Genomic DNA, 23790 nt, shown 5'->3' with positions numbered 1-23790 from the left:
CACGCACAGAGGAGCCGCAATGCGCACTGCGTTCATGTCCCCCCAGGAAGGAACGACCCCCTCATCGAAGGACATGACGCTTCGTGCATTTGCTCAACCTCGGGATCCTCGCCCATGTCGACGCCGGTAAGACCAGCCTGACCGAACGCCTGCTGCACACGGCGGGCGTGATCGACGAGATCGGCAGCGTCGACGCCGGGAACACCCGGACCGATTCCCTCGCGCTGGAGCGGCAGCGCGGGATCACGATCAAGTCCGCCGTCGTCTCCTTCGCGCTCGACGACGTGACGGTCAACCTCATCGACACCCCCGGCCACCCGGACTTCATCGCCGAGGTGGAGCGGGTGCTCGGCGTCCTGGACGGCGCCGTGCTGGTCGTCTCCGCCGTCGAGGGCGTCCAGCCGCAGACTCGCGTCCTGATGCGCACCCTGCAGCGGCTGCGCATCCCCACCCTCGTCTTCGTCAACAAGATCGACCGACGCGGCGCGCGCCACGACGCCGTGCTGCGGGCCATCTCGCAGCGGCTGACCGCGGCCGTCGTACCGATGGGGGCGACCGATGCCCTCGGCACCCGCGAGGCCCGCTTTCTCCCCGGCCTCGACGCGTCGGCGCTCGACGTCCTCTCCGGCCACGACGACGCGTTGCTGACGGCGTACGTCGAGGACACCGTCTCGTACGACCGGCTCGGTGCAGCCCTTGCCGAGCAGACCCGGCAGGCCCTGGTCCACCCGGTGTACTTCGGCTCCGCGATCACGGGTGCCGGGGTCGGCAGCCTCATCGACGGGATCAAGCGGCTGCTGCCCGCCGCCGACGGCGACCCGGACGGGCCGGTCTCGGGCACCGTCTTCAAGGTCGAGCGGGGGCCGGCGGGGGAGAAGGTCGCCTATGCGCGGCTGTTCTCCGGCACCCTGCGCACCCGTGACCGGATCCGCGTCGACGAGGCGGGCGCCGAGGGCCGGGTCACCGCGATCAGCGTGTTCGACCAGGGCGCCGACGTCCGGGGCGACTCGGTGCCGGCCGGCCGGATCGCCAAGCTGTGGGGGCTGGCCGACATCAGGATCGGCGACGTCATCGGCGAACCCCGCAAGGCGTACGGGCACTTCTTCGCCCCGCCCACCCTCGAAACGGTGGTCGTCCCGGCCGGTGACACGGACCGGCGAGCCCTGCACCGCGCGCTCACCCTGCTCGCCGAGCAGGACCCGCTCATCGACCTGCGCCACGACGAGGTGCGGCAGGAGACCTTCGTCTCCCTCTACGGCGAGGTGCAGAAGGAGGTCATCCAGGTCACGCTCGCCGAGGAGTTCGGCCTGGACGTCACCTTCCGCCAGACGACGCCGCTGTGCGTCGAGCGGCCGGTCGGCCCGGGCGCGGCGGTCGAGTTCAACAAGAAGGACGACAACCCCTTCCTCGCCACGGTCGGCCTGCGCGTCGACCCCGCCCCGGTCGGATCCGGCGTGGCCTTCCGGCTGGAGGTGGAGCTCGGCTCCATGCCGTACGCCTTCTTCAAGGCCGTCGAGGACACCGTCCGCGAGACCCTCGGCCAGGGCCTGCACGGCTGGCAGATCCCCGACTGCACGGTCACCATGACCCACTCCGGCTACTCGCCCCGGCAGAGCCACGCCCACCAGGGCTTCGACAAGAGCATGTCCAGCACCGGCTACGACTTCCGTGGCCTGACGCCGCTGGTCCTGATCGAGGCCCTGCGCCGGGCGGGCACCGAGGTCCACGAGCCGATGCACCGCTTCCGCATCGAGGCCCCGACCGACACCCTGGCGGCGCTGCTGCCGGTGTTCGCCAGGCTGCGCGCGGTGCCGCAGACAACGGAGACACGCGGCGCCTCCTGCGTCCTGGAGGGATCGGTGCCCGCCGCCCACGTGCACGAACTGGAGCAGCAGCTGCCCGGCCTGACGCGCGGCGAGGGCGAGCTGGAGAGTGCCTTCGACCACTACGCACCCGCCGCGCGCGGCACGCTCCCGGAGCGTCGGCGCACCGATCTCAACCCTCTGAACCGGAAGGAGTACCTGCTGAACCTGACGCGTCGGGTCGGCGGTTGAGAAGTGATGGCAGGGGCAGAACTTACTCCAGAGTCAGGGGTGTTGACTGTGTCGTGATATCACCGGACTGTAGTGGACATGCCGAACATCCGGACGCGTCTGCTCGTTGTCCTGGTTGTCCTCTTCGGATCCCTGACGGTGGCGGGCCCCGCTCCCGCCACCGCCGCCACCCTTCCCGGCTCCCTCTGGTTCGACGAAACACCCCTCACCGTCCAGAACGGCCGCTTCACCGACGGCCACGGCCGCGAGGTCGTGCTGCGCGGCTACAACGTCTCCGGCGAGACCAAGCTGGCCGAGAACAACGGCCTGCCCTTCGCCTCGGTCGCGGACGCGAAGAAGTCCGCGACCGCGCTGCGCGCCCTCGGCGGCGGCAACTCGATCCGCTTCCTGCTGTCCTGGGCCTACGCGGAACCCGTACGCGGCCAGGTCGACACCACGTATCTGGCCGCCGCCACGGCCCAGATGCGCGCCTTCCTCGACGCCGGCATCCGCGTCTACCCCGACTTCCACCAGGACCTCTACTCCCGGCACCTGTTCGACCCCGACAGCTGGTACACGGGTGACGGCGCCCCCAAGTGGGCCGTGGACGCCGGGAACTATCCGGACGAGTCCTGCGGCATCTGCCTCTTCTGGGGGCAGAACATCACCCAGAACGAGGCCGTGAAGCAGGCGTCGTACGACTTCTGGCACAACGAGTACGGACTCCAGGACGCCTTCCTGGCCACCGCCCACAAGACGATGACGTACATCGAACAGAACGTCTCCGTCGCCGAGTTCGCAGGCGTCGTCGGCTTCGACCCCTACAACGAGCCGCATGCGGGCGTCCTCGACTCCGGCCAGACCAGCCGCACCTGGGAACGCGACGTCCTGTGGCCGTTCTACGAGAAGTTCCGGGCCCGCATGGACGCGGCCGGCTGGCAGGACAAGCCGCTGTTCGCCGAGCCGAACCTCTTCTGGAACGCCAACCTCGACTTCCAGAAGCAGGAGGGCGGCCTGCTCGACGCGGGCACACTCGGACCGCGGTACGTGTTCAACACCCACTTCTACGACCAGAAAGCCATCTCCGGCATCTTCATGTGGGGCAAGGCGAAGGACGGCCAGTACGCCGGTGACTTCGGGACCGTCCGCGTCCGCGCCTCGGCCACCCGCACGCCCGCGATCATCAGCGAGTTCGGCCACCCGCTGGCGGGCTCCGTCTCCGACAAGGCGCCGACCGTGCTCAAGGCGATGTACCAGGCCCTCGACTCCCGTGTCCCGGGCGCGAGTTGGTGGTCGAACCCGGTCGGCTCCGGCCCTGTGCTCTCCGGTTCGCAGTGGCAGTGGGACATCTACAACGGACGCCACCACGAGCTGATGAACGCCAACCCCGACAAGGTCCTCACCACCGGGGACGCCTGGAACGACGAGGATTTGTCCGCCGTACGCCTCGACGACTCGGGCACGCCCGTGCTCCGCCAGGACGGCCGGCTGCTCGACCGGATCTACCCGAGCGCGACGTCCGGCACAACCGTCGCCTTCACCTACGAGGACCGCTCCCGCGACGGCGACGCCACCCTGACCTGGAACCCGGTGCCCAGCTCGCTGCCGAACGTGGCACAGCTGGTGGGATCGGGACAGTACGGGCTGCTGGTGTGGCGCTCCAACTCCGGCACGGCACCGACCGAACTGCACCTCCCGGCATCCTTCCCGACCGGGTCCACCACAGTGGTCTCCGACCTGGGCACGGCATACGCACCGCCGTCGTACACCTCGGCCACCCCGATCGGCGTGGCCGCGGAACCGGGCGGCACCGGCAGCCGGCGCCTGCTGCTCACCGACTCGGACTCCGGCGTCCTGCACTACGCGCTGGTGACGAACGGGGCCAACAGCCCCTCGGCCACTGTGCTGAACGCCGCACGGTCCGAGCTCTCCGCATGGGCCGCGCGGACCGCCGGATAGCACCCGGTTGACCCTCCCCTTACGTCAGGCCGCAGGCTGTACCCCGACGAAAGGGCAGGTGAATGAGCTACTCCGTGGGGCAGGTCGCGGCCTTCGCCGGGGTGACCGTGCGCACGCTGCACCACTACGACCGGGCGGGACTGCTCTCGCCCGGTGGCCGCAGCGGCGCCGGTTACCGGCTGTACGGCGACACCGACCTGGCCCGGCTCCAGCAGATCCTCTTCTACCGGGAACTCGGCTTCTCCCTCGACGAGATCGCCGAGATCCTCAAAGACCCGCAGGCGAACGCCCTGGAGCATCTCCAGGCCCGGCTGCGGCAGTTGAGCGAGGAGATCGGCCGGCTCCAGCGGCTGGCCGAGGTCGCCGAGCAGGCCATCGAGGTCCAGCGGACGGGCGTGGAGCTGACCCCCGCCGAACGTTTCGAGGTCTTCGGCGAGATCGGCTTCGACCTCAGTTACGCCACCGAGGCCCAGCTCAAATGGCAGGGCTCGGCGGGGCAGCAGGAGTCAATGGCCCGCGCCGCCGCCCACACCAAGGACGACTGGCGGCAGCTCATGGGGGAGGCCGCCGCCTGGCGTGGCGAGTTGCTCGCGGCCTTCGACGAGGGCGAACCCGCCGACGGCGAGCGGGCCCTGGACCTCGCCGAGGAGCACCGGCTGCACATCGCCCGCTGGTTCACCACCTGTCCGCCCGACATGCACCGGCGCATCGCGGACGACTTCGCCGCCGATCCGCGCGCCTTCGCACTCGTCGTACCGCCCTCGCAGCAGCGGCCCGGACTCGCCGCCTATCTCTGCAAGGCGGTCCACGCGAACGCGGGCCGCCGGGCCGATCGTGAGGAGGACGGATGAGGATCCTGATCGCCGCCGCCGGATCGCGCGGCGACGTCGCCCCGTACACCGGGCTCGGGGCAGGCCTGCGCGAGGCGGGCCACGACGTCACGCTCGCCACGACCGACGCGTTCGCACCGCTGGTACGGGAGGCAGGCCTGGGGTTCCGGAGCCTGCCCAGTCGCCCGCAGACCCACGGCGGTGTCCAGGGCCGACGCGAACTGATGCGGACGGCCGCCGCGTTCGTCACCGAGCTCGGACACGGCTTCGCCGAGGCCGTGCCCCCGGACACGGACCTGCTCCTGCTCTCCACCACCACGGCACCGCTCGGCCGGCACGTGGCCGAGGCCATGGACATCCCGACGATCGGCGCCTACCTCCAACCCACCGCCCCGACCGGCGACTTCCCACCCAACGTCATGGGAACCCGCTCGCTCGGCCGCCTCGGCAACCGCATCGCCGGACGCCTCGCGCTGCGCATGGCCGACCGCGTCTACGCCGAAGCCGTGACCGGGCTTCGCCGCCGCCTCGACCTGCCTCCCCTGGGGCCGAGCGAGGTGCGCCGGCGACAGGAGCGCGCGAACTCGCCGGTCCTGCACGGCTTCAGCACGGCGCTGGTGCCACGCCCTTCCGACTGGCGCCGCGGACTCGACGTCGTCGGCACCTGGTGGCCGTACGTCGCACCGGACCGCCGGCTGTCGGCCGAGGTGGAGGACTTCCTCGCGGCCGGCCCCCGCCCCGTGTTCATCGGCTTCGGCAGCATGGCGGCCGGCCACGGCGAGCGGCTCAGCGAGCTCGCCGTCCAGGCGCTGCGCCGCGCCGGGCTGCGCGGCATCCTCCAGGCGGGCAACGCCGGACTCGCAGCCGCCGGCAACGACGTCCTGACCATCGGCGACGTACCGCACGCGCTGCTGTTCCCGAGGGTGGCCGCGGTGGTCCACCACGCCGGGGCGGGCACCGCGGCGGCCGCACTGCGTGCCGGAGCGCCCTCGATTCCGGTGCCGGTCACGGCGGACCAGCCGTTCTGGGCGGCGCGGCTCGCCGCGATCGGCGCGGCAACCGACCCGATCCCTTTCACGTCCCTCACCGCCGAACGGCTCGCCGGCGCCCTCGGCCGGGTCGTGCGGCAGCAGACATACGCCCGTGCCGCCGCGGTCGCCGCGCGGCACATGGCGACCGAGGACGGTGTGGGGGCGGTGCTGAAAGCTTTGGGCTGAGCACCTTCTCTGCAAGAGTGCGTACACGACAAGATTGATCGTCGGGTAGGCGAGGCGGTGGGAGGACAGCGTGGCGGGCAGGCTCAAGGCGCCCACCGGTCGTTACGGCGGCAAGTCGGCCGAGGAGCGAAAGGCGGAACGGCGGCGACGCTTCCTGGACGCGGCGCTCCAACTCTTCGGCGACAGCCCCGGCTACCGGGGCACCACCGTGGCGGCACTGAGCGAGGCCGCCGGCCTGTCGACCCGCCAGTTCTACGAGGAGTTCCGCGCCCTTGAGGACGTCCTGACCGCCCTTCACCTCGAGGTCAACGCCTGGGCGGAGGAGGCCGTCCTGACGGCGGTGACCGGCGCGCAGGGACTGCCGCTGGCCGAGCGCGCCACCGCGATCTTCCGCGAGTACGCCGCGAACGTCACCTCCGACCCGCGCCGCATCCGCATCACTTTCGTCGAGATCGTCGGCGTCAGTGCCCGCCTTGAGGAACAGCGCCTCGCCCGCCGTGCCCGCTGGATCGACCTCGTCTGCGTCGAAGTGGCGTCCGCCGTGGCCCGCGGCGAGGCGGCCCCGCGCGACTACCGCCTCGCCGTGACCGCCTTCATCGGCAGCGTCAACGGGTTGCTGCACGACTGGAGCGCCGGGTGGGTGGACGCGACGCTCGACGAGGTCGTCGACGAACTCGTCCGTATCCTGCTGGGCATTCTGCAGCCGGCGGATCCGCGGCTTGCAGGTCGCTGAGACCGGGCCCGGGGCGGGGACTCAAGGCCGGGTGATGGGTGCCCGCCCGAGCCTCACGTCCCGAGCCTCATGTCCCGACCCTTCGGCGGCTCATGCCGCGAGCCGGTTCACCGCGTCGACGACCGCGGCCGTACCGTCCTCGGCGCGCAGACCCTCGGCCAGGGCCTGGGCGCGCCGGCCGTACGACGGGTCGCCGGTCGCCTCACGTACGGCCGCCGTCAGCGTCTCGGCCGTCAACTTCCGTAGCGGCACGGCCCGGGGCGCCACGCCGAGCGCGACCAGACGTGCGGCCCAGAAGCCCTCGTCGAACTGGATCGGCACCGGCACGGCCGGCACTCCGGCGCGCAGACCGGCGCCCGTCGTGCCCGCACCGCAGTGGTGGATCACGGCGGCCATCCGCGGGAACAGCGCGGAGTGCGGCACCTCGTCGATGGTCAGTACGTCGTCCCCGGCGGCTTCCAGGCCACCCCAGCCCCGCTGGATCACCGTGCGCAGCCCGGCCCGGCGCAGAGCGCGTACGACCTCGGTGCTCAACGCCGCTGGATCGGGCACGGTCGCGCTGCCAAGGCCCACGAACACCGGCGGCGGGCCCGCGTTCAGGAACTCCCGCAGTGCGGGCGGGAGTTGAGCCGCGCCGTCGTACGGCCACCAGTAGCCCGTCACTTCCAGGTGCGGCTGCCAGTCGCGCGGGCGGGGCACCACCAAGGGGCTGTAGCCGTGGAGCGTGCGGCCCGGGCGCGCGGCGGTGCGGGGGTTGCCGCGCGACAGCCCCAGGCGTTCCCGGACGTCCGGTACGGCCGCCGAGAAGACACGGTGAATGGCGAGGTTCACGCCGTGTCCGGCGATCCGGTTTCCGACGGCTCCCCAGGAGCCGCCCCCGAGCATCGGCGGCCCGAACTCACGCGTCGGGGCGAGCGGTTGCAGGGGGAGGTCGATGACCGGCAGCGACAGGCCCTCGGCGATGGCGTGCCCCAGCGGTGCGGTGGAGCCCGCCAGGAGCAGGACGTCGCTGGTCCGCGCGGCGGCGAGCATGTCGTCCGTCATCTCTCCGGCCAGCGCCCGCGCCATCCGGACCACCCGTACGAGCTTGCCCAGCCCGGTCCCACTGCGGTGCAGGCTCCGCCCCCGCTCCGACTCCAGCTCGGCCCGTGGATCCACCGGCATCGGATGGAAGCGCACACCCGACCCGGCAACCAGCCGCTCGAAGCAGCCGTGCGTGACCAGGGTGACCTCGTGTCCGGCCCGGGACAGGGCGTGCCCGAGTCCGGTGTAGGGGGCGACGTCGCCCCGGGAGCCCGCCGTCATGATCGCTACGCGCACATCGGCCAGTATGGCGGTGCGGGCCGCCCATGGCGCCAACTGTGCCTCCGTAAGGGCGACTTCAGGTCTGCCCCATCCGTTGACTTCCCTCTCCCGTGGCCCTACTTTCAGCGCCACATGTTCGATGTTCCGACTTGCGTGCGAAATATCGAACCTGCTGAGTTTCTCCCGCACGAAGGAGCCGCATGTACCCCCCACCCCGAATGAGTCCCGTCGGCCGCCGCAGAACCACCGCGGTGCGCGCCATCGTCCTGGTCCTCACGGCCGTCGCCGCCCTGCTGTTCGCGGCGCCCGCCCCCGCCCAGGCGGCCACGGCCCGTCAGATACCGGTGTCCGCCGCCCCCATGGGCTGGGCGTCCTGGAACGCGTTCGCCGCGAAGGTCGACTACAACGTCGTCAAGCAGCAGGTCGACGCGTTCGTGGCGGCGGGTCTGCCCGAGGCCGGCTACGAGTACATCAACATCGACGAGGGCTGGTGGCAGGGCACCCGTGACGGCGCCGGCAACATCACCGTCGATGAGGCGGAGTGGCCGGGCGGCATGAAGGCCATCGCCGACTACATCCACAGCAAGGGACTCAAGGCCGGCATCTACACCGACGCGGGCAAGGACGGCTGCGGCTACTACTTCCCGACCGGCCGCCCGGCCGCGCCCGGCTCGGGCAGCGAGGGCCACTACGAGCAGGACATGCTGGCGTTCTCCCGGTGGGGCTTCGACTTCGTCAAGGTCGACTGGTGCGGCGGCGACGCCGAGGGCCTCGATCCGAGGACGACCTACCAGGCGGTCAGTGACGCCGTCGCCGCGGCGAGCGCGACCACCGGCCGCCCGCTCGCCCTCTCCCTGTGCAACTGGGGCTACGACAACCCCTGGAACTGGGCCCCGGGCATGGGCCCGATGTGGCGGACGAACACGGACATCTACTTCCACGGCGGTACACCGTCGTACGGCAACGTCCTGACCGCGTTCGACCGGAACATCCACCCCACGGCCCAGCACACCGGCTACTACAACGACCCCGACATGATGGTCGTCGGCATGACGGGCCTGACCGCCGCCCAGAACCGCAGCCACATGAACCTGTGGGCGATCTCCGGCGCCCCGCTCCTCACCGGCCTCGACCTCACCACCATGACCGCCGAGACGGCGAGCATCCTCAAGAACCCCGAGGTCATCGCCGTCGACCAGGACCCGCGTGGCCTGCAGGGCGTCAAGGTCGCCGAGGACACCTCCGGTCTCCAGGTGTACGGCAAGGTCCTGTCCGGCAACGGCAACCGTGCCGTCGTCCTCCTCAACCGCACGTCGACCACGCAGAACATGACCGTCCGCTGGTCCGACCTCGGCCTGACGAACGCCGCCGCGACCGTCCGTGACCTGTGGGCCCGGCAGAACCTCGCCACCACCGGCACGAGTTACACCACCGGCGTCCCGGCCGGCGGCTCGGTGATGCTGACGGTCACCGGTGGCACGGAGCAGTCCGCGAGCACCTACAGCGGCACGTCGAGCTTCTCCGGCGTGGTCGCGGGAAGCGCCGGTCTGAAGACGGTCGAGGTCTCCTACACCAACAACACCTCCACGGCCCGCACGGCCACGCTCACTGTCAACGGCCAGACCCCGACCAGGGTCTCCTTCCCCCCGACCGGCTCCGCTCCCGGCAACATCTCCGTCAACGTCTCCCTCGCCAAGGGCAGCTCCAACGCCCTCTCCTTCTCCGGCGCCCCGCCCCTCGACGGCATCGTCGTCCGGCCGCTGCCCGGCGGGAACGGCACGCTGCTCTCGGGGACCGGGTCCGGCCGCTGCGCGGACATCGACGACAACACCATCGTCAACGGCACCGACGCCCAGCTGTGGGACTGCACCGCCGGGCGGAACCAGGTCTGGCAGTACAACAGCACCCGCAAGGAGCTGGTGGTCTACGGCAACAAGTGCCTCGACGCCTACAACCTCGGCACCACCAACGGCACCCGGGTCGTCATCTGGGACTGCAACGGCCAGAGCAACCAGAAGTGGAACCTCGGCAGCGACGGCACCATCACCAACGTCAACGCAGGGCTCTGCCTCGACGCGTACGGTGCGGCCACCGCCAATGGCACCAAGCTGGTGCTCTGGAGCTGCAACGGCCAGGACAACCAGAAGTGGACGGTGAGCTAGCGCCGACCTAGGCGAGGCACACCACGAGTACGCCGAATGCCAGGGCGCAGGCCAGCAGCCAGCCGGCCAGCAGACGGCGCCGCAGGTCGCGGTACCTCGCCTCGTACTCGTCCCGCAGTCTCCCGGCACGCGCCGCAGTGTGCTGCCAGGAGCCGCGGGCGAGTGCGAGGTACTCCGCCTCGAACCGCCGCTCCACCTCGTCCCGCTGGGTGTCCGTCAGCCAGTGCAGTGGCGCGCTGAAACGGGCGGCGGCCGTACGGCCCTCATCGCGGGTCGCGGCGAGCAGCAGATGCCCCTCGACGTCGTTCAGGAACTCGTCCGTGACGCTCACAGAGTGGTCAACTCCCTCTCCGGCGCGGGCGCGTGATGCAGGTCGAAGGCCGGGGATTCGGATCGGATCCGCGGCAGTATGACGAAGTTGTGCCGCGGCGGCGGGCAGGAGGTCGCCCACTCCAGCGAGCGGCCGTACCCCCAGGGGTCGTCGGTCTCGACCTTCGCGCCGTATTTCGCGGTCTTCCAGATGTTGTAGAAGAACGGCAGGAGCGACGCGCCGAGCACGAACGAGAAAATGGTCGACAGGCTGTTCAGCGCCGTCAGTCCTTCCACCGCCAGATAGTCGGGAATACGGCGCTGCATTCCGTTCACACCCAACCAGTGCTGGACCAGGAAGGTGCCGTGGAAGCCGATGAACAGCGTCCAGAAGGTCATCTTGCCCAGGCGCTCGTCGAGCATCTTGCCCGTGAACTTCGGCCACCAGAAGTGGAAGCCGGAGAACATCGCGAAGACGACGGTGCCGAAGACGACGTAGTGGAAGTGGGCGACGACGAAGTACGAGTCGGACACATGGAAGTCCAGTGGCGGTGAGGCCAGGATGACACCGGTCAGACCACCGAAGACGAAGGTGATCAGGAAGCCGACCGCCCAGAGCATCGGTGTCTCGAAGGACAACGAGCCCTTCCACATCGTTCCGATCCAGTTGAAGAACTTCACGCCCGTCGGGACGGCGATGAGGAATGTCATGAAAGCGAAGAACGGCAACAGCACGCCGCCGGTGACGTACATGTGATGTGCCCACACCGTCACGGACAGACCCGCGATCGCGATGGTCGCCGCGATCAGGCCCATGTAGCCGAACATCGGCTTACGGGAGAAGACCGGGATCACTTCGGAAATGATTCCGAAGAACGGCAGGGCGATGATGTACACCTCTGGATGGCCGAAGAACCAGAAGAGGTGCTGCCACAGCAGGGCCCCGCCGTTGGCGGCGTCGAAGATGTGGGCGCCGAACTTGCGGTCCGCCTCCAGCGCGAACAGCGCCGCAGCGAGGACGGGGAAGGCGAGCAGGACCAGGACGGCCGTCAGCAGCACGTTCCACACGAAGATCGGCATGCGGAACATGGTCATGCCGGGGGCGCGCATGCAGATGATCGTGGTGATGAAGTTGACCGAGCCGAGGATGGTGCCGAAGCCGGAGAAGGCCAGACCCATGATCCACATGTCGGCGCCGATACCCGGGCTGCGGACCGCGTCCGACAGCGGGGAGTAGGCGAACCAGCCGAAGTCGGCGGCACCGTCCGGGGTGAGGAAACCGCCCACCGCGATGAGCGAGCCGAGCAGGTACAGCCAGTAGGCGAACATGTTCAGCCGCGGGAACGCCACGTCCGGCGCGCCGATCTGCAGCGGCATGATCCAGTTCGCGAAGCCGGCGAACAGCGGCGTCGCGAACATCAGCAGCATGATTGTGCCGTGCATCGTGAACGCCTGGTTGAACTGCTCGTTCGACACGATCTGCAGACCGGGCCGGGCGAGCTCGGCGCGCATCAACAGCGCCATCACGCCACCGATGCAGAAGAAAGCGAACGAAGTGACCAAATAGAGCGTTCCGATCGTCTTGTGGTCAGTGGTGGTCAGCCACTGGACGACCCTGGTGCCTGTGACGTTTCTGATCCTCTTCACGCCCCGCCTGTGTCCGCGGCCCAGCCGCACGTCACACTCGGGGGACGCGACAAGAATCACGGAAACGGGTGTGACGATCCGGCCGGTGCCGGACACGAACGGAACATGAGCAACGACGAGATCTTCGCCGCTGCCTATCGCGAGCACTACTGGGCGGTCAGCCGCTATGTCGCGCGGCGACTGGACGGGCGTACGAGTGAGGTCGAGGAAGTGGTGGCGGAGGTCTTCACCGTCGCCTGGCGGCGCCGGGACGACCTCCCGGCCGCACCGCTGCCCTGGCTGTACGGCGTGGCGCGCAACTGCCTGGCGAACGCGGTACGCGGCTACGGGCGCCGGCGGCGACTGGTCGACCGGCTCGGCAACGACGAGACCGCGCACGGCCGGCACATCGTGGACAGCCCCGACGCGGAGGCACCGGGCTCCTGGGTGCACGAGGCGCTGCACCGGCTGTCCCCGGCCGACCAGGAGGTCCTGCGGCTGACGGCGTGGGAGGAACTGGGCGTCGAGGAGGTCGCCGTGGCACTCGGCTGCGGCAGCCGGGCCGCGGCCATGCGGCTGCACCGGGCCCGGCGCCGACTCAGAGCCGAGATCGACCGTATGAGCCCGACGACCGTGTCCAAGGAACGAAGCCATGGCTGATGAACTCGAACTGCTGCGCGGAGCCAACCCGGTACCGGTCGACGGCCCCCACTTCGGCGACGGCCCGCTGGACCATTGTGCGGAACGCCACCTCGACCGGCTGCTGCGCGAACGCGCCCCCGCCACCGTGACGCCCGCCCCCGCCACCGCCGTCCCCCGTCGCCGCACCCGGCTGGCCTGGGGTCTCGCGGCCACGGCCGTCGTCGCGGCGCTCGTGTCGGCGTTGCTGTTCACCGGCCAGACGGCCCCCGCTGTCGCCGCGCCGCGGCCCCTGGTCGTGCGGACGGACTCCTCGCCCGTCCCGCTGAAGGAGCTGGCCGAGCGTGCCGAGCGGGCGGCGGCGGACAACGCGCCCGCGCTGCGCAAGGGCACGCACGTGCAGGCGTGGAGCCTGGCCATGAGCGACAGGAAGCCGCCCATCACGCTCCCGATCGAGCGCATCGTGCGATGGCACGCCGACGACAGCCACACGGAGATCGTCGTGGCGACCGACCCGCGCCACCCCGGCCGGCCGGTCCTGACCGACGAGGACGGCGAGCCGCGTCCGGTCGAGGACGGCCATGTCCTCAGCAAGCAGACGTACCCGCGCAGTTGGAGCGACGCCCCGCCGCAGTCGCCGCCTCCCACCGATGTCGCAGGCCTGCGTGCCTACCTGCAGGAGGCCGCGTACAGCAAGACCGCGCTGACCACCGGCGAACTCCTCGACGCCGTCGGGTCGCTGCTCGGCACCTGGACGCTCGGCGCCCGCGAGTCGGCGACGCTCGCGCGACTCCTCGCGGACACGGCGGGGCTCAAGCCGCTCGGCCAGGTGACGGACCGTCTCGGACGGCGCGGACAGGCCTACGTTCTGGACCTGCCCGGCACCCGCGAGATGCTGATCATGGACCCGGCCACCGGCGCCGTACTCGGCCTTGAGACGACCTTCACGAAGGCCGAACCGGAGTACGGCGTCAAGGCCGGCGACGTGATGTCGTACAGCGCCTGGATGCGCTGATCACGCTCGGTGCCGGGTACGCCGGGCACGGACAGCACGATGCGGCGGAGGAAGCCGGCGAGGCCGCACCGCGCGCAGCGCCGTGCGCGCGAGAGCGGCGGACAGCAGTCGGCCCGCCGCAGACACCGGCCATGGCCGCCCGGACCGGACCGGACGTGACCGGCCCGCGGCGGCACGCGCCGAGAAGGTCCAGCTCAGCCGTGACGTGACCTGGACCTCCGGCAGCGTCCTCCCTACTCGTCCCATGCCTCGATGATGATCTGCCGCGAGATCCTGCCGTCGCGCAGCGTGATCATCGACTCGGACATGACGCGCACACCGTCCGCGTACTCACAGGACTCGCTGTAGGCCGCGTTGTCGCCCTGGATCACGCAGCCTTCCAGCTTGTGCGTCATGTCGCGGCTGTAGACATCGGTGAGCATGTCGGCGATCTCGTTGCGGCCGTGCAGCACCTTCGGGTGGCTGGGCTGGGCGTTGCGGTTCACGACGCGTATCTCCGCGTCGTCCGTGTACAGCGACAGAAGCGAATCCGGGCTCTGTCCTTCCACGGCCCGGCGCAGTGTCTCGGTGTCGAAAGACGGGCGTGCAGCGGTGCCCATGGTGACCTCCTCCGAGGCCCGCGGCAGGACGAGGAGCGGCCGCGAGGGCCTCACCTTTGAGAGTCCTCCGCCCCGCCGGACTCGGCAAGCCCAGCCGAATCCACGCGCCCGCCCCGGCCCGTCCGAGCCCCGGAACCGCCGTCCAGGAAGTGGAATCCGGGCCGTGGGTGCATGAGGAAGTCATGGTGGGAGATGTTCCACGCATACGCCCCCACCAGCGCGAACGCCACCCGGTCCCCGGCCCGCAGCCCCGGTGCCGGGACCCGGCGGGCCAGGACGTCCTTCGGGGTGCACAGCTGTCCGGCCAGCGTGATCCTCCCCCGGACTTCGTCCGAGGGGCCCCCGATCCCGGTTCGCTCGTCCTCGGCGGCCGGCCGTGGCCATGGGTGCGGCCAGGCGTCCACCGGCAGGACGGAGCACGGCTGGTCGTGCCCCTTGGTCGCCGGCGTCCGCAGATGGTGGGTGCCGCCCCGGACGACGGCGAACTCCTCGCCGTGACTGCGCTTCACGTCCAGCACCTCGGTGGCGTACCAGCCGCAGTACGCCGTGAGCGCCCGGCCCGGCTCGATGCGCAGGGTCAGCTCCGGGTGCCGTTCGGTCAGCCGGGCGAGCCCGATGCCGTACGTATCCCAGTCGAAGCGCCGCTCCGGGGCGGCGTAGTCGACGTGCATGCCGCCGCCGACGTTCACTTCGGCGAGCCGGACACCGAGCCGGCCGCCGAGCGCTGTCGCCCACGCGACCACGGACTCGGCCACCGCCACCTGCTCCGGGGCTTCGAGCCCGCTGGCCAGGTGGGCGTGCACGCCGCGCAGTTCGAGCTGCGGGTACGTCCCGTCCGTCAGCGCGCCGATCACCGCTTCGGCTCGCTCGGGATCCATGCCGAACGGGGTCGGCCGGCCGCCCATGGCCAGGGAGCTGCTCGCCAACGCCCCGTCGGCCACGGGCAGGTTGACGCGCGGCAGCACCGCCACCCGCCGCCCGGGCGTCACGCGTCGCGCCAACTCGGCCAGCATGCGCAGCTCGTGCGCGCTCTCGACGTGGAAGCGCTCGACTCCCCTCTCCAGCGCGGCCGTCACCTCGTCCGGCGTCTTGCCGGGACCGCCGAAGGCGAGCGGACGGCCCGGCACCGCCTTGGCGACATGGGCGAGTTCGCCGCCCGAGGAGACCTCGTAGCCGTTGACGTACGGACCGAGCGCGGCCAGGATCTCCGGCTCCGGGTTGGCCTTCGCGGCGTAGTACAGCTCGATACGCTCGGGCAACGCGGCACGCACGGCGGCGGCGTGGGTCCGCAGGGCCGTCATGTCGTAGACGTACGCGGGCAGTTCGGTTGCGGGCAGGGACAGGATGCGGTCGCGGACCGCGGGCGTGGGGTCGGTCATCGGGCGGCGCTCCCGGTCGTGTCGCGCAGGATGTCCTCGGCGAGCGGCGACGGCAGCCGGACGTAGCCCGCCTCCCGGTCGGCCTTGCGCTCCCAGCGGGTGAGGAGATTGGCCTTGGCGGGCAACGGCACCCCGGCGAGCAGGGCGGACAGCCGGGGCGGGCAGCCGAACCGGTCGGTGTACGCCCGGAGCGTGTCGCGCACCCGGCCCCACAGCGCGGCCTCCGCCTGCGGGTGCAGGTCGGCGAGCGCGGCCAGCAGCTCGGCGATGTGGTTGACCAGCAGGCAGTACACGACGCGGTCCCAGCCGCGCTGTGCGCCGTAGGTCAGGGGCCCCGCGACCTCCGGCGGCAGCGCGGCGAGGGTGTCCTCGTGGTGGTCGGGGACCAGCTTGGTGCCCTCCAGGTCGCGGAACAGGACCTGGGCGGGCCGTCCTTCGCCGTCGACGCAGATCAGGACGTTCTGGAGGTGGGGTTCCAGGACCAGCCCGTGGTCGAAGTAGGCGGCCAGGACGGGCGGCAGGAGAAGGTCCAGATACGTCGACCACCAGTCGAGGGCCGCCTGTTCGTCCGCCCCGGCGAGGAGGCGGGAGACGTGGGCGGGGCCGGTCGGGTACTCGTCGGCGACGGCGGCGGCGAGCAGGGGAGTGGTGCCCGGGGTGAGCCGTCGCGGCAGGCCCTCGCGGACGATGACGCCGAAGCCCTCGAACAGTGCGCGGTCGGGTGTGCCGTCGGGGCCGGGGAGGGCGAGCGTGCGATAGGCGGGCTCGCGCAGGACGGCGTTGCCAGGGAAGCGCTCGGCCAGGTCGGCCAGCGCCGGTGCCAGGACGCGGGTGAGGGCGACGGCGCCGGACAGCTCGTAACTGCTGTTCTTGCGCAGGCAGTTGGTGATCCGCACATTCAGGCTGAACTTGAGGAACGTCTCCCCGTCGTACAGCGTGCGCACCGACGCGGTGGCGGCGAACGGCCGTCCGCCCGGGCCCAGGTCGACGACGTCGCCGCGGTCGAGGGCGGCGCGCAGCAGCGGGTGCTCGCGGAGTGTCTCGTACTGCCAGGGGTGCGCGGGCAGCAGCCGGTAGCCGGCCGGCACGTCGGCGCGCTGCCGGTCCAGGGCGGCGACGGCCGCCGGGTCGGCGTGTTCCTCGGCGATCAGATCGGCGCGCACGGCGAGGTGGCGCAGCGGGAAGGAGGCCCCGGCCTCCGGGGCGTACGCGGACCAGGCGCGCGGGTCGCCCGTGCGGGCCTTCGGGGTGGGGTGGAAGCGGTGGCCGAAGAGGAGGGACTGCTCGGAGGCGAGGTAGGTGGAGAGCCGGTCGTCGGTCGGATGGTGAGCCGCACGCGTGGCGGCGAGAGCCGTGTCGACGGCCCCGTGGCTGGAGGCGATCTGCTCCAGGAACTCCTCGTTGCGCACGCCCGTCCGCAGCGACAGCTCGTCGTGGGTGTACTCGGCGAGGCGCCGCCAGCCCACCTCGGCCCATGCGCCGTCCCGCTGCTCGCTCACCGGTCCGGTGAACCGGTGCGCACCCAGCAGCGAGGTGCGGCGCAGGGCGACGCGCAGCAGGACTCCGCGGCGCGGCAGCCGCAGCAGCAGCCGGCTGTCGGTGACGACGGACTGGTGCTCGGGGCCGGACACCTCGCGCAGCAGGCAGTTGAGGAGGGTGTGGGCCACGGCCTCGTCGGCGGTGGGCAGGCCGGTGCGGGCGAGTGGGGTACCGCCCCGCTCGTCGGGCGGCGTCGAGAGCTCGGGGGAGCTCCCGAGGGAGTCGGTCAGGGAGGGCATCAGTGGCTCCAGCGGGTGCGCAGGTGCAGTGTGGGGAGAAGAGCGGCTGTGACGGCGGCAGCGGCGCCGCCTATCAGCACGGGTGCGGCCGGCCCGTAGCGGGCGCTGCCGGCCGCCGCGGTCACGCCGGCGGCTACCGCGCCGGCCTTGGAGAAGAACTCCAGTGAACCGAACAGCTTGCCGGGCGCCCGGCCCTTGGCGCTGTCGGCGGCCAGCACCGACAGACAGACCAGGCCGAGCGTGAGGCCGGCGCCCAGGAGCAGCCGTACGGCGATCAGCGCGGTCAGTGAGCCGGCGATCCCGTGTCCGGCGAGCCCGAGCGCTATGCAGGCGAAGCCGAGCACGAGCCCGGCCCGTGGGCGGCTGCGGAAGGCGGCGTGCACCGCCAGCGCGGCCCCCAGATAGCACAGGTGGGGCAGGGCGAACAGGACGCCGGTCAGCGCCGGTGAGGCGCCGGGGAGCCGGTCGTGGACGAGTTCGATGAGGTAGGGGAAGGAGATGACGGTGGAGAACACGAAGGCGAACTCCAGGGCGAACAGGCCCTTGAGCGACCGCACCGCGGGCACCTCGGCGGATATGGACTGCGGCTCCCGCCGAGGCTCCTCGGCTGGAGCCGGTTCGGGCAGCGCCGCGAGCAGCAGTGCGGCCGTCAGCGGCAGTACGGCGAGTAGGGCGTACTGCCGGTGCGGGGACAGCCGGCCCGACAGCGAGCCGACCAGGATCGGCGCGGCGACCAGCGCGGCCCGTGCGCTGCCCTGCATCAGGGTGAGCGCCTTCGACAGGGCCGGGCCCTCCAGGGCCGCGCCCAGATAGCCGTTGGACGCGGCGAAGGTGCCGCCCAGGATCCCCTGGAGCACCAGCGCCACCGTGAACGTGGCCAGCGAGTCCGCCCAGCCCGCGAGCAGGAAGGACAGCGCGAGCCCCAACTGGGCGCGCAGCAGCAGCCGTTTACGGCCGTAGCGGTCCGCGAGCCGCCCCCACAGCGGGGCACCGAGCGCACCGAACACGGTCGGCACGACGTAGAGCACGCCCGCCCAGCGTGCGTCCCGGTCGCCCAGCTCCGGCAGGATCTCGGTGAGATACGGCGGCAGCCCCAGCGCGGCGAACGACGCCACGAAGTAGCAGCCCGCCACCGCGTGCACCTGCCCACGCCCGAACCCCGACCGCGGCATCCGCAGAGCTTGGGCGCTCATGCCGAACCTCCGTCACGCAGCAAGTAGTTGGGTCCCGTCGTGTAGTGCTTGTTGACGTCGGCCGCACCCGAGCGTTCCTTGGACAGCAGGGTCCCGGCGGACACCATCGCCTTCACCGGCAGCTCGGCGGCCTCCAGCACGCGGGCGCGCAGGACGTCGGCCGCGTCGCCGCCGAGCCGGTCGACGGCCTCCGCCAGCCGGTCACGCAGGAGCTCCAGCAGCGCACGGCGGTACCGGGGCAGCCCGAACGCGTACGCGCCGGCACACAGATGCACGGTGATCGTGGCGAAGAGGTCGGCGACCGGCCCGTCGTCCGTACCGAGGATCCGAGCGTCGTCGAACCCCCACGGCCCCGGCAGTACGGCGTCCAGCCGTTCGGTGTTGATGCGCGGCCCGTCGTTGTCCTTGAACAACAGCCGCAGGCTGCCCGGCCGCAGGACCAGCGAGACGTTCTGCTGGTGCGACTCCAAGGCGATGCCATGGCCGAACAGCGTGGTCTGCCAGTCGAACAGCAGGGTGAGGGCCGCGTCCAGCAGGGCCGGCGGGTCGCCGCCGTAGAACCGGTCGGCGAGACCGTCGATCACCGGCCGTCCGTCGGGGGCCGGTGCGAGGAGCGCAGCCATCGGCACCACCACGGCGTCGTCGAGGCCGGACGGGTAGCGGCGGCACAGGACGGCGAGCAGCTCGTGCCCGGCATGCGCGTACGTCGTCTCGTCGGCATGCAGGATCATGTTCCGGAACCGTGGCTCACGGTCGATCACCGCCTCCAGCAACCGCTGCCCCGCCGCACCGTCGACGAGCGTGCCGGGCTTGATGGTCCGCTTGTTGCGCAGCCCCAACGTCGCCGTGGCGAGGGGGAGTTTGAGGTGCACGGTGGGATCGGTGACCGTGGCGACCGTCCTCATGGACAACGTCGGTACGACGTCCAGGTGAGCGCGGTCGGCGAGCACCGTGCCGTCCGGGAGGCCGGCGGCGCGCACGGCGTCGACGGTCAGCGGATGGACCGGCAGCATCACATGCGTGCCCAGGACCTCGGGCAGTCCGAGGCTCGCGGGCGTCGGCCAGAACTCCGGCAGCGCACCCGCCAGGGTGACCGCGTCCCGGGGCATGGCGACCCAGCGCAACGCGAAGCGCGGACGGAACTCCGGGGCATACGACCGGAGTTGCTCCTCGTCCAGCCCCGAGCGGCCCCGTGCCGTCGGGTAGACCGGATGGTCGTGACGGGCGGCGAGGGTGTCGAACACCAGGCTGCTGCCGAGGCCCGTCCCGCGCCAAAGGCCGTCCCCGAGGCCCGCCATGACCTCCGCCCGCGTCACGGCGTGCAACCGCGTCGTGGCCAGCGTCTGCCGGCACTCCTCGGCGAACGCGTCGAAGCCGCCCCGGTCCTCCGGTTCGGCGAGCGCCCGCAGCGCGCCGAGCACGGTGTCGTACGACGTCAGCTCGGCGCCGTCCGACTCGCGCAGCAGGAGCGGCAGCCGGGCGGCGTACACGCACTGGTAGCCGTCCTCGGCCACCGGCAGCAGCAGCGCATCGCCGCCCGGCGTCGCCAGGCGCACCCAGTCGCCGTCCGGCCGGTGCACGAGCGCGCCGCGCGTGCGCAGCCCGGCCACGTCCTCCCGCAGCAGCGCACTGAGCACCCGCGTCAGCAGCTGCGCCTCGCAGGTGTCCGGTACGGTCGGCGCGGTCACGGCTTGATCTCCCAGCGCCGCTCGGCCAGGAATCCGGCCACCACCCGGTCCACGGTCGGCTGGTCGGTGCCGGTGGCCCGCAGGACGCCGAGGTAGTCGCGGTTGGTGCGGTACAGCTCGTGCCGCTCACCCGGCGCGCGCAGCGGACGGTACGTCAGATGTACGCCTTCGACGTCGAGTTCGGTGGCCTCCGGGGCGTCGACGAGGGTGCCCTCGCGGTCGGCGCACGGGTACTCCAGGCGGGCCGCGCCGTCCCGGCGGGCGCCCAGGTCCGCCGGGAGCGGCTCGCCCAGGTGGGTGCGCAGGATGTGCTCGAAGAGCGGGATCTCCAGCAGCCGGGCGAGCAGCAGGTCGCACTGGTCGCCGATGGCGCGGTAGTTGACCTCGACGATCCGCGCCCGTCCCTCGTGCACCACGAACTCGGTGTGACAGGCGCCGAACCCGACGCCCAGCGCGTCCAGTTGCCCCAGAACATGCGCGACGACCGGCTCGGAGTGGGCGGGGACGAAGGTGAGGCGTTCCTCGACGAAGTACGGAGGCGGCGACAGCTCGGTGTGGAAGCCCCCCAGGACATGGCGGACCCGCCCGTCGCCGAGGGTCTCCAGGGTGAACAGATCGCCGGGCAGATACTCCTCGACGACCAGGACGGTGCCGGGGCGGCGCTCCAGGATCGCCTTGGAGTGTGTCACCAGCTCCTCCGGGCCCTGCACGAGGACGACGTCCTCGCTGGCCACGCCCTCGCGCGGCTTGACGACACACGGGTACGGCGTGTCGCCGGGTGCGACCGGTTCGGTCAGCTCGGCAGACCGGACGGCGTCCACGCCGGCCGCGGTCAGGCGGCGGCGCATCTCGGCCTTGTCCTTGCAGCGCAGGGTGGCCCGCCAGTCCTTGCCGGGGAGGCCGAAGTAGGCGGCGGCCAGGGCTGCCTGGGTCTGGAGGTGGTCGCTGTTGGTGAAGACTGCGTCGGGCCCGTGATGGGTCGAGACACGGGTGATCACGGCCCGGAAGTCACGGACGTCGCACTCCAGGATTTCGATGTCCGGGTAGGCGCGGCGGTGGGAGTCGGGCTGGTCGGTGAGGACGGTGACGTCCAGGCCCAGCCGGGCCGCGGCGGGCAGGAAGCCTTCGGTGACGGAGTCGGTGGGGTTGAGAGCGAGCAGGTACAGGCGCATGCCGGATGAACAACTTCCGCTAGCAGATGGGGGGTTGAGGGGCGGCCCGGGCGCCGGTCGGGTACGGCCCGCCCCAAGGGGTCAGCGGCAGTTACTTCGCCGGGAGCTCCACTCCGGTGGCCTTCGCGACGTCCTTGAGCATCTCCTGGGCGGCCTGGACGCCGATGCCGGACATCCAGGTCTCGTCCGGGACCTCGAAGACCTTGCCGTCCTTCACGGCCGGGAGGTCCTTCCACACCGGGTTGGAGACGACTTGCTTCTTCTGCGTCTTGTCCTCGGCGTCGGCGGCAGTGACGAAGATCAGGTCCGCGTCGGCCTGGTCGATCTCCTCCGGGCTGACGTCCTTCATCGTGACCTCGGGGTCGTCGGAGACCTGGGACCTGGGCCGCTGGAAGCCGATGTCGTCCAGGACGACGCCGCTGTAGGAGTTGGACTGGTACAGGCGGGTCGGGCCGGCGATGAAGCGGACCACGGACGCGGTCGGCATGGTGCCGCCGTCCTTCTTCCTGATGGCCTCACCGAGCGCCTTGGCCTGCGTCTCGTACTCCTTGAGCTTGGCCGCGGCCTCCTTATCCAGGCCCAGCGCCTCGGCGTGAACCTTCAGGTTCTCCTTCCAGACACCGCCGGTGGTCTCGGTGAACACGGTCGGGGCGATGGCGCTGAGCTTGTCGTACACCTTCTCGTGCCGGACCTTGGAGGACAGGATCAGGTCGGGCTCGAGGGAGGCGATCTTCTCCAGGTTCGGCTCCAGGAGCGGGCCGACGTCGACGGTGTCCTTCAACTCGCCGTCCAGGTACGTCGGGAAGCCGCCCGATGTCTTGAAGTGCGGGGCGACCGCGCCTACCGGGTCGATGCCGAGCAGGGTGACGTCGTCCAGCTCGCCGGTGTCGAGCACGACGACCCGCTGCGGCTGGGAGGGGATCTTCACGTCGCCCATGACGGTCTTGAGAGTGCGCGGGAAGGCAGAGCTGTCGTTGGCGGCCTTGGCGGTGTCGCTCTCGGTGGCGGAGTCCGAGCTGCCGCAGGCGGCGAGCACGGCTGTGCCGAGCACGACGGCGAGCAGCGCGGCGACGAGCCGGCCGATTCCGCGCAGGGGGTATCGCTTGAGCATGGGGGTCTTTCTGTGAGAGGGGAGTGATCAGGCGGTGGCGGCGGCATGCCGCACCGCGCTGCTCCTGGGGACGACCAGCGGGGTACCGGTCTCCGGGTCGGGGACGACCCGGCAGTCGACGTCGAACACGGACCTGACCAGCTCCGCGTCGAGTACGTCGGCCGGGGCGCCGGCGGCGGCGAGGCGGCCGTCCTTGAGGACCACCATGTGGTCCGCGTAACGGGCGGCCTGTCCGAGGTCGTGCAGCACCATCACGACGGTGCGGCCCGCCTCGGCGTGCAGGGCGGCGACCAGGTCGAGGACGTCGAGCTGGTGCCGCAGATCGAGGAAGGTGGTCGGCTCGTCGAGCAGCAGCAGTTCGGTGTCCTGCGCCAACGCCAGCGCGATCCAGGCGCGTTGGCGCTGACCGCCGGACAGCTGGTCGACGGGCTGGTCGCGCAGGGGAGTGGTGCCGGTGCGCTCCAGGGCCTCGTCCACGGCCTTCTGGTCGGCTGCCGACCAGGGGCTGAGCAGCCGCTGGTGCGGATACCGGCCAAGGCGCACCAGCGCCTCGACGGTGATCGCCTCCGGCGTCACCGGCTGCTGCGGGAGCAGACCCATGCGCAGGGCCAACGCCCGGGCGGACATCCGGTGGATGTCGGCGCCGTCGAGGGTGACCATGCCGGCGGCCGGCGCGAGCAGTCGGCTCAGCCCTCTCAACAGGGTGGACTTTCCACAGGCGTTGGGGCCGACGATCGCCGTGACGGCCCCACCGGGCAGCGTCAGGTCGAGGCCGCCCACCACGAGGCGGTCGCCGTAGCGCAGGTCGAGGCTCTGGGTGGAGAGCTGGTTGAGGGTGGTCATGTGCGGCTCCTGAGGACCGGTGGGGGGTTCTTGGTGTGCGCCGGTCATCCGTGGCTCCTGGGGACGGGCGTGCTCTGGCGCGGCATCAGTGCGAACAGTGCGGTGCGCTGAGCGTGGCGGTGACGGGGCTGCCGGGTCGTGTCTGGTGGAGGCCGGCGACCAGGAGGCGGTCGCCGTTGCGCCCGCCTTGCGGGCAGCC

19 protein-coding genes are annotated in these 23790 nt (G+C 71.3%); 8 read left to right on the top strand and 11 right to left on the bottom strand.

Annotation, left to right across the window (positions count from 1 at the left end; all coding sequences use genetic code 11):
• Positions 1-83 precede the first annotated feature (83 nt).
• From OHT51_RS03805 to OHT51_RS03785, 5 genes are all read left to right on the top strand, one after another.
• Complete coding sequence (locus tag OHT51_RS03805) at positions 84-2054, top strand: translation factor GTPase family protein (RefSeq protein WP_328877440.1); 1971 nt, start codon at positions 84-86, stop codon at positions 2052-2054.
• A gap of 78 nt (positions 2055-2132) precedes the next feature.
• Positions 2133-3992 (top strand): endoglycosylceramidase, encoded by a 1860-nt coding sequence (locus OHT51_RS03800; RefSeq protein ID WP_328877439.1) that lies wholly within the window; start codon positions 2133-2135, stop codon positions 3990-3992.
• A gap of 62 nt (positions 3993-4054) precedes the next feature.
• Positions 4055-4843, top strand: a complete 789-nt coding sequence (locus tag OHT51_RS03795) for a MerR family transcriptional regulator (RefSeq protein WP_328877438.1) — start codon at positions 4055-4057, stop codon at positions 4841-4843.
• Positions 4840-6039, top strand: a complete 1200-nt coding sequence (locus OHT51_RS03790) for a glycosyltransferase (protein ID WP_328877437.1) — start codon at positions 4840-4842, stop codon at positions 6037-6039. The genes OHT51_RS03795 and OHT51_RS03790 overlap by 4 nt, the downstream gene beginning before the upstream one ends.
• 70 nt (positions 6040-6109) lie before the next feature.
• A complete protein-coding gene (locus OHT51_RS03785) occupies positions 6110-6772 on the top strand; it encodes a TetR/AcrR family transcriptional regulator (protein ID WP_328877436.1) in 663 nt (220 codons plus the stop codon).
• 90 nt (positions 6773-6862) lie between these two features.
• On the opposite strand, the gene OHT51_RS03780 is transcribed toward OHT51_RS03785, so the two are convergent.
• On the bottom strand, positions 6863-8077 hold the full coding sequence (locus OHT51_RS03780) for a glycosyltransferase (protein WP_328884233.1): 1215 nt from the start codon (positions 8075-8077) through the stop codon (positions 6863-6865).
• A 200-nt stretch (positions 8078-8277) separates the two neighbouring features.
• On the opposite strand from OHT51_RS03780, the gene OHT51_RS03775 reads away from it, so the two are divergent.
• Positions 8278-10239 carry an RICIN domain-containing protein gene (locus OHT51_RS03775; RefSeq protein ID WP_328877435.1) on the top strand — a complete coding sequence of 654 codons (1962 nt, stop codon included), beginning with the start codon at positions 8278-8280 and terminating at the stop codon, positions 10237-10239.
• A gap of 7 nt (positions 10240-10246) precedes the next feature.
• On the opposite strand, the gene OHT51_RS03770 is transcribed toward OHT51_RS03775, so the two are convergent.
• On the bottom strand, positions 10247-10570 hold the full coding sequence (locus OHT51_RS03770) for a hypothetical protein (protein ID WP_328877434.1): 324 nt from the start codon (positions 10568-10570) through the stop codon (positions 10247-10249).
• Positions 10567-12195 carry an aa3-type cytochrome oxidase subunit I gene (gene ctaD, locus OHT51_RS03765; protein WP_328877433.1) on the bottom strand — a complete coding sequence of 543 codons (1629 nt, stop codon included), beginning with the start codon at positions 12193-12195 and terminating at the stop codon, positions 10567-10569. The genes OHT51_RS03770 and ctaD overlap by 4 nt, the downstream gene beginning before the upstream one ends.
• 105 nt (positions 12196-12300) lie before the next feature.
• On the opposite strand from ctaD, the gene OHT51_RS03760 reads away from it, so the two are divergent.
• Together OHT51_RS03760 and OHT51_RS03755 are read left to right on the top strand one after the other, a co-directional pair.
• Complete coding sequence (locus tag OHT51_RS03760; RefSeq protein WP_328877432.1) at positions 12301-12834, top strand: RNA polymerase sigma factor; 534 nt, start codon at positions 12301-12303, stop codon at positions 12832-12834.
• Positions 12827-13828, top strand: coding sequence for a CU044_5270 family protein (locus OHT51_RS03755; protein ID WP_328877431.1), 1002 nt, complete (start codon positions 12827-12829; stop codon positions 13826-13828). The genes OHT51_RS03760 and OHT51_RS03755 overlap by 8 nt, the downstream gene beginning before the upstream one ends.
• A gap of 233 nt (positions 13829-14061) precedes the next feature.
• Here OHT51_RS03755 and OHT51_RS03750 read toward each other — a convergent pair whose 3' ends face one another.
• The 8 genes from OHT51_RS03750 to OHT51_RS03715 all read right to left on the bottom strand — a co-directional run bounded on the left by OHT51_RS03750 (position 14062) and on the right by OHT51_RS03715 (position 23591).
• Positions 14062-14427, bottom strand: a complete 366-nt coding sequence (locus OHT51_RS03750; RefSeq protein WP_328877430.1) for a nuclear transport factor 2 family protein — start codon at positions 14425-14427, stop codon at positions 14062-14064.
• A gap of 50 nt (positions 14428-14477) precedes the next feature.
• Positions 14478-15806: a type III PLP-dependent enzyme gene (locus OHT51_RS03745; protein ID WP_328877429.1), complete on the bottom strand. Its 1329-nt coding sequence runs from the start codon at positions 15804-15806 to the stop codon at positions 14478-14480.
• Entirely contained in the window at positions 15803-17584 is a 1782-nt protein-coding gene (locus OHT51_RS03740) for an IucA/IucC family protein (protein ID WP_328877428.1), read from the bottom strand. The genes OHT51_RS03745 and OHT51_RS03740 overlap by 4 nt, the downstream gene beginning before the upstream one ends.
• Entirely contained in the window at positions 17584-18777 is a 1194-nt protein-coding gene (locus OHT51_RS03735; protein ID WP_328877427.1) for an MFS transporter, read from the bottom strand. The genes OHT51_RS03740 and OHT51_RS03735 overlap by 1 nt, the downstream gene beginning before the upstream one ends.
• Positions 18774-20465, bottom strand: coding sequence for an IucA/IucC family protein (locus OHT51_RS03730; protein ID WP_328877426.1), 1692 nt, complete (start codon positions 20463-20465; stop codon positions 18774-18776). The genes OHT51_RS03735 and OHT51_RS03730 overlap by 4 nt, the downstream gene beginning before the upstream one ends.
• Positions 20462-21637 (bottom strand): ATP-grasp domain-containing protein, encoded by a 1176-nt coding sequence (locus OHT51_RS03725; protein WP_328877425.1) that lies wholly within the window; start codon positions 21635-21637, stop codon positions 20462-20464. Before OHT51_RS03725 ends, OHT51_RS03730 begins: the two co-directional genes overlap by 4 nt.
• A gap of 91 nt (positions 21638-21728) precedes the next feature.
• On the bottom strand, positions 21729-22748 hold the full coding sequence (locus OHT51_RS03720) for an ABC transporter substrate-binding protein (RefSeq protein ID WP_328877424.1): 1020 nt from the start codon (positions 22746-22748) through the stop codon (positions 21729-21731).
• 27 nt (positions 22749-22775) lie between these two features.
• Positions 22776-23591 (bottom strand): ABC transporter ATP-binding protein, encoded by an 816-nt coding sequence (locus OHT51_RS03715; protein ID WP_328877423.1) that lies wholly within the window; start codon positions 23589-23591, stop codon positions 22776-22778.
• Between the last annotated feature and the right edge of the window lie 199 nt (positions 23592-23790).

The sequence above is a fragment of the Streptomyces sp. NBC_00299 genome (assembly GCF_036173045.1).
Taxonomy (GTDB): Bacteria; Actinomycetota; Actinomycetes; order Streptomycetales; family Streptomycetaceae; genus Streptomyces; species Streptomyces machairae.
The sequence above is the reverse complement of the archived record's forward strand: the minus strand, read 5'-3'. Positions and strand labels throughout refer to the sequence as shown.

Coding starts and splice junctions, on each gene's coding strand:
- OHT51_RS03800 (WP_328877439.1), top strand. CDS start 2,133: ATGCCGAACATCCGGACGCGTCTGCTCGTTGTCCTGGTTGTCCTCTTC.
- OHT51_RS03795 (WP_328877438.1), top strand. CDS start 4,055: ATGAGCTACTCCGTGGGGCAGGTCGCGGCCTTCGCCGGGGTGACCGTG.
- OHT51_RS03790 (WP_328877437.1), top strand. CDS start 4,840: ATGAGGATCCTGATCGCCGCCGCCGGATCGCGCGGCGACGTCGCCCCG.
- OHT51_RS03780 (WP_328884233.1), bottom strand. CDS start 8,077: ATGACGGCGGGCTCCCGGGGCGACGTCGCCCCCTACACCGGACTCGGG.
- OHT51_RS03775 (WP_328877435.1), top strand. CDS start 8,278: ATGTACCCCCCACCCCGAATGAGTCCCGTCGGCCGCCGCAGAACCACC.
- OHT51_RS03760 (WP_328877432.1), top strand. CDS start 12,301: ATGAGCAACGACGAGATCTTCGCCGCTGCCTATCGCGAGCACTACTGG.
- OHT51_RS03755 (WP_328877431.1), top strand. CDS start 12,827: ATGGCTGATGAACTCGAACTGCTGCGCGGAGCCAACCCGGTACCGGTC.
- OHT51_RS03750 (WP_328877430.1), bottom strand. CDS start 14,427: ATGGGCACCGCTGCACGCCCGTCTTTCGACACCGAGACACTGCGCCGG.
- OHT51_RS03745 (WP_328877429.1), bottom strand. CDS start 15,806: ATGACCGACCCCACGCCCGCGGTCCGCGACCGCATCCTGTCCCTGCCC.
- OHT51_RS03740 (WP_328877428.1), bottom strand. CDS start 17,584: ATGCCCTCCCTGACCGACTCCCTCGGGAGCTCCCCCGAGCTCTCGACG.
- OHT51_RS03735 (WP_328877427.1), bottom strand. CDS start 18,777: ATGAGCGCCCAAGCTCTGCGGATGCCGCGGTCGGGGTTCGGGCGTGGG.
- OHT51_RS03725 (WP_328877425.1), bottom strand. CDS start 21,637: ATGCGCCTGTACCTGCTCGCTCTCAACCCCACCGACTCCGTCACCGAA.
- OHT51_RS03720 (WP_328877424.1), bottom strand. CDS start 22,748: ATGCTCAAGCGATACCCCCTGCGCGGAATCGGCCGGCTCGTCGCCGCG.
- OHT51_RS03715 (WP_328877423.1), bottom strand. CDS start 23,591: ATGACCACCCTCAACCAGCTCTCCACCCAGAGCCTCGACCTGCGCTAC.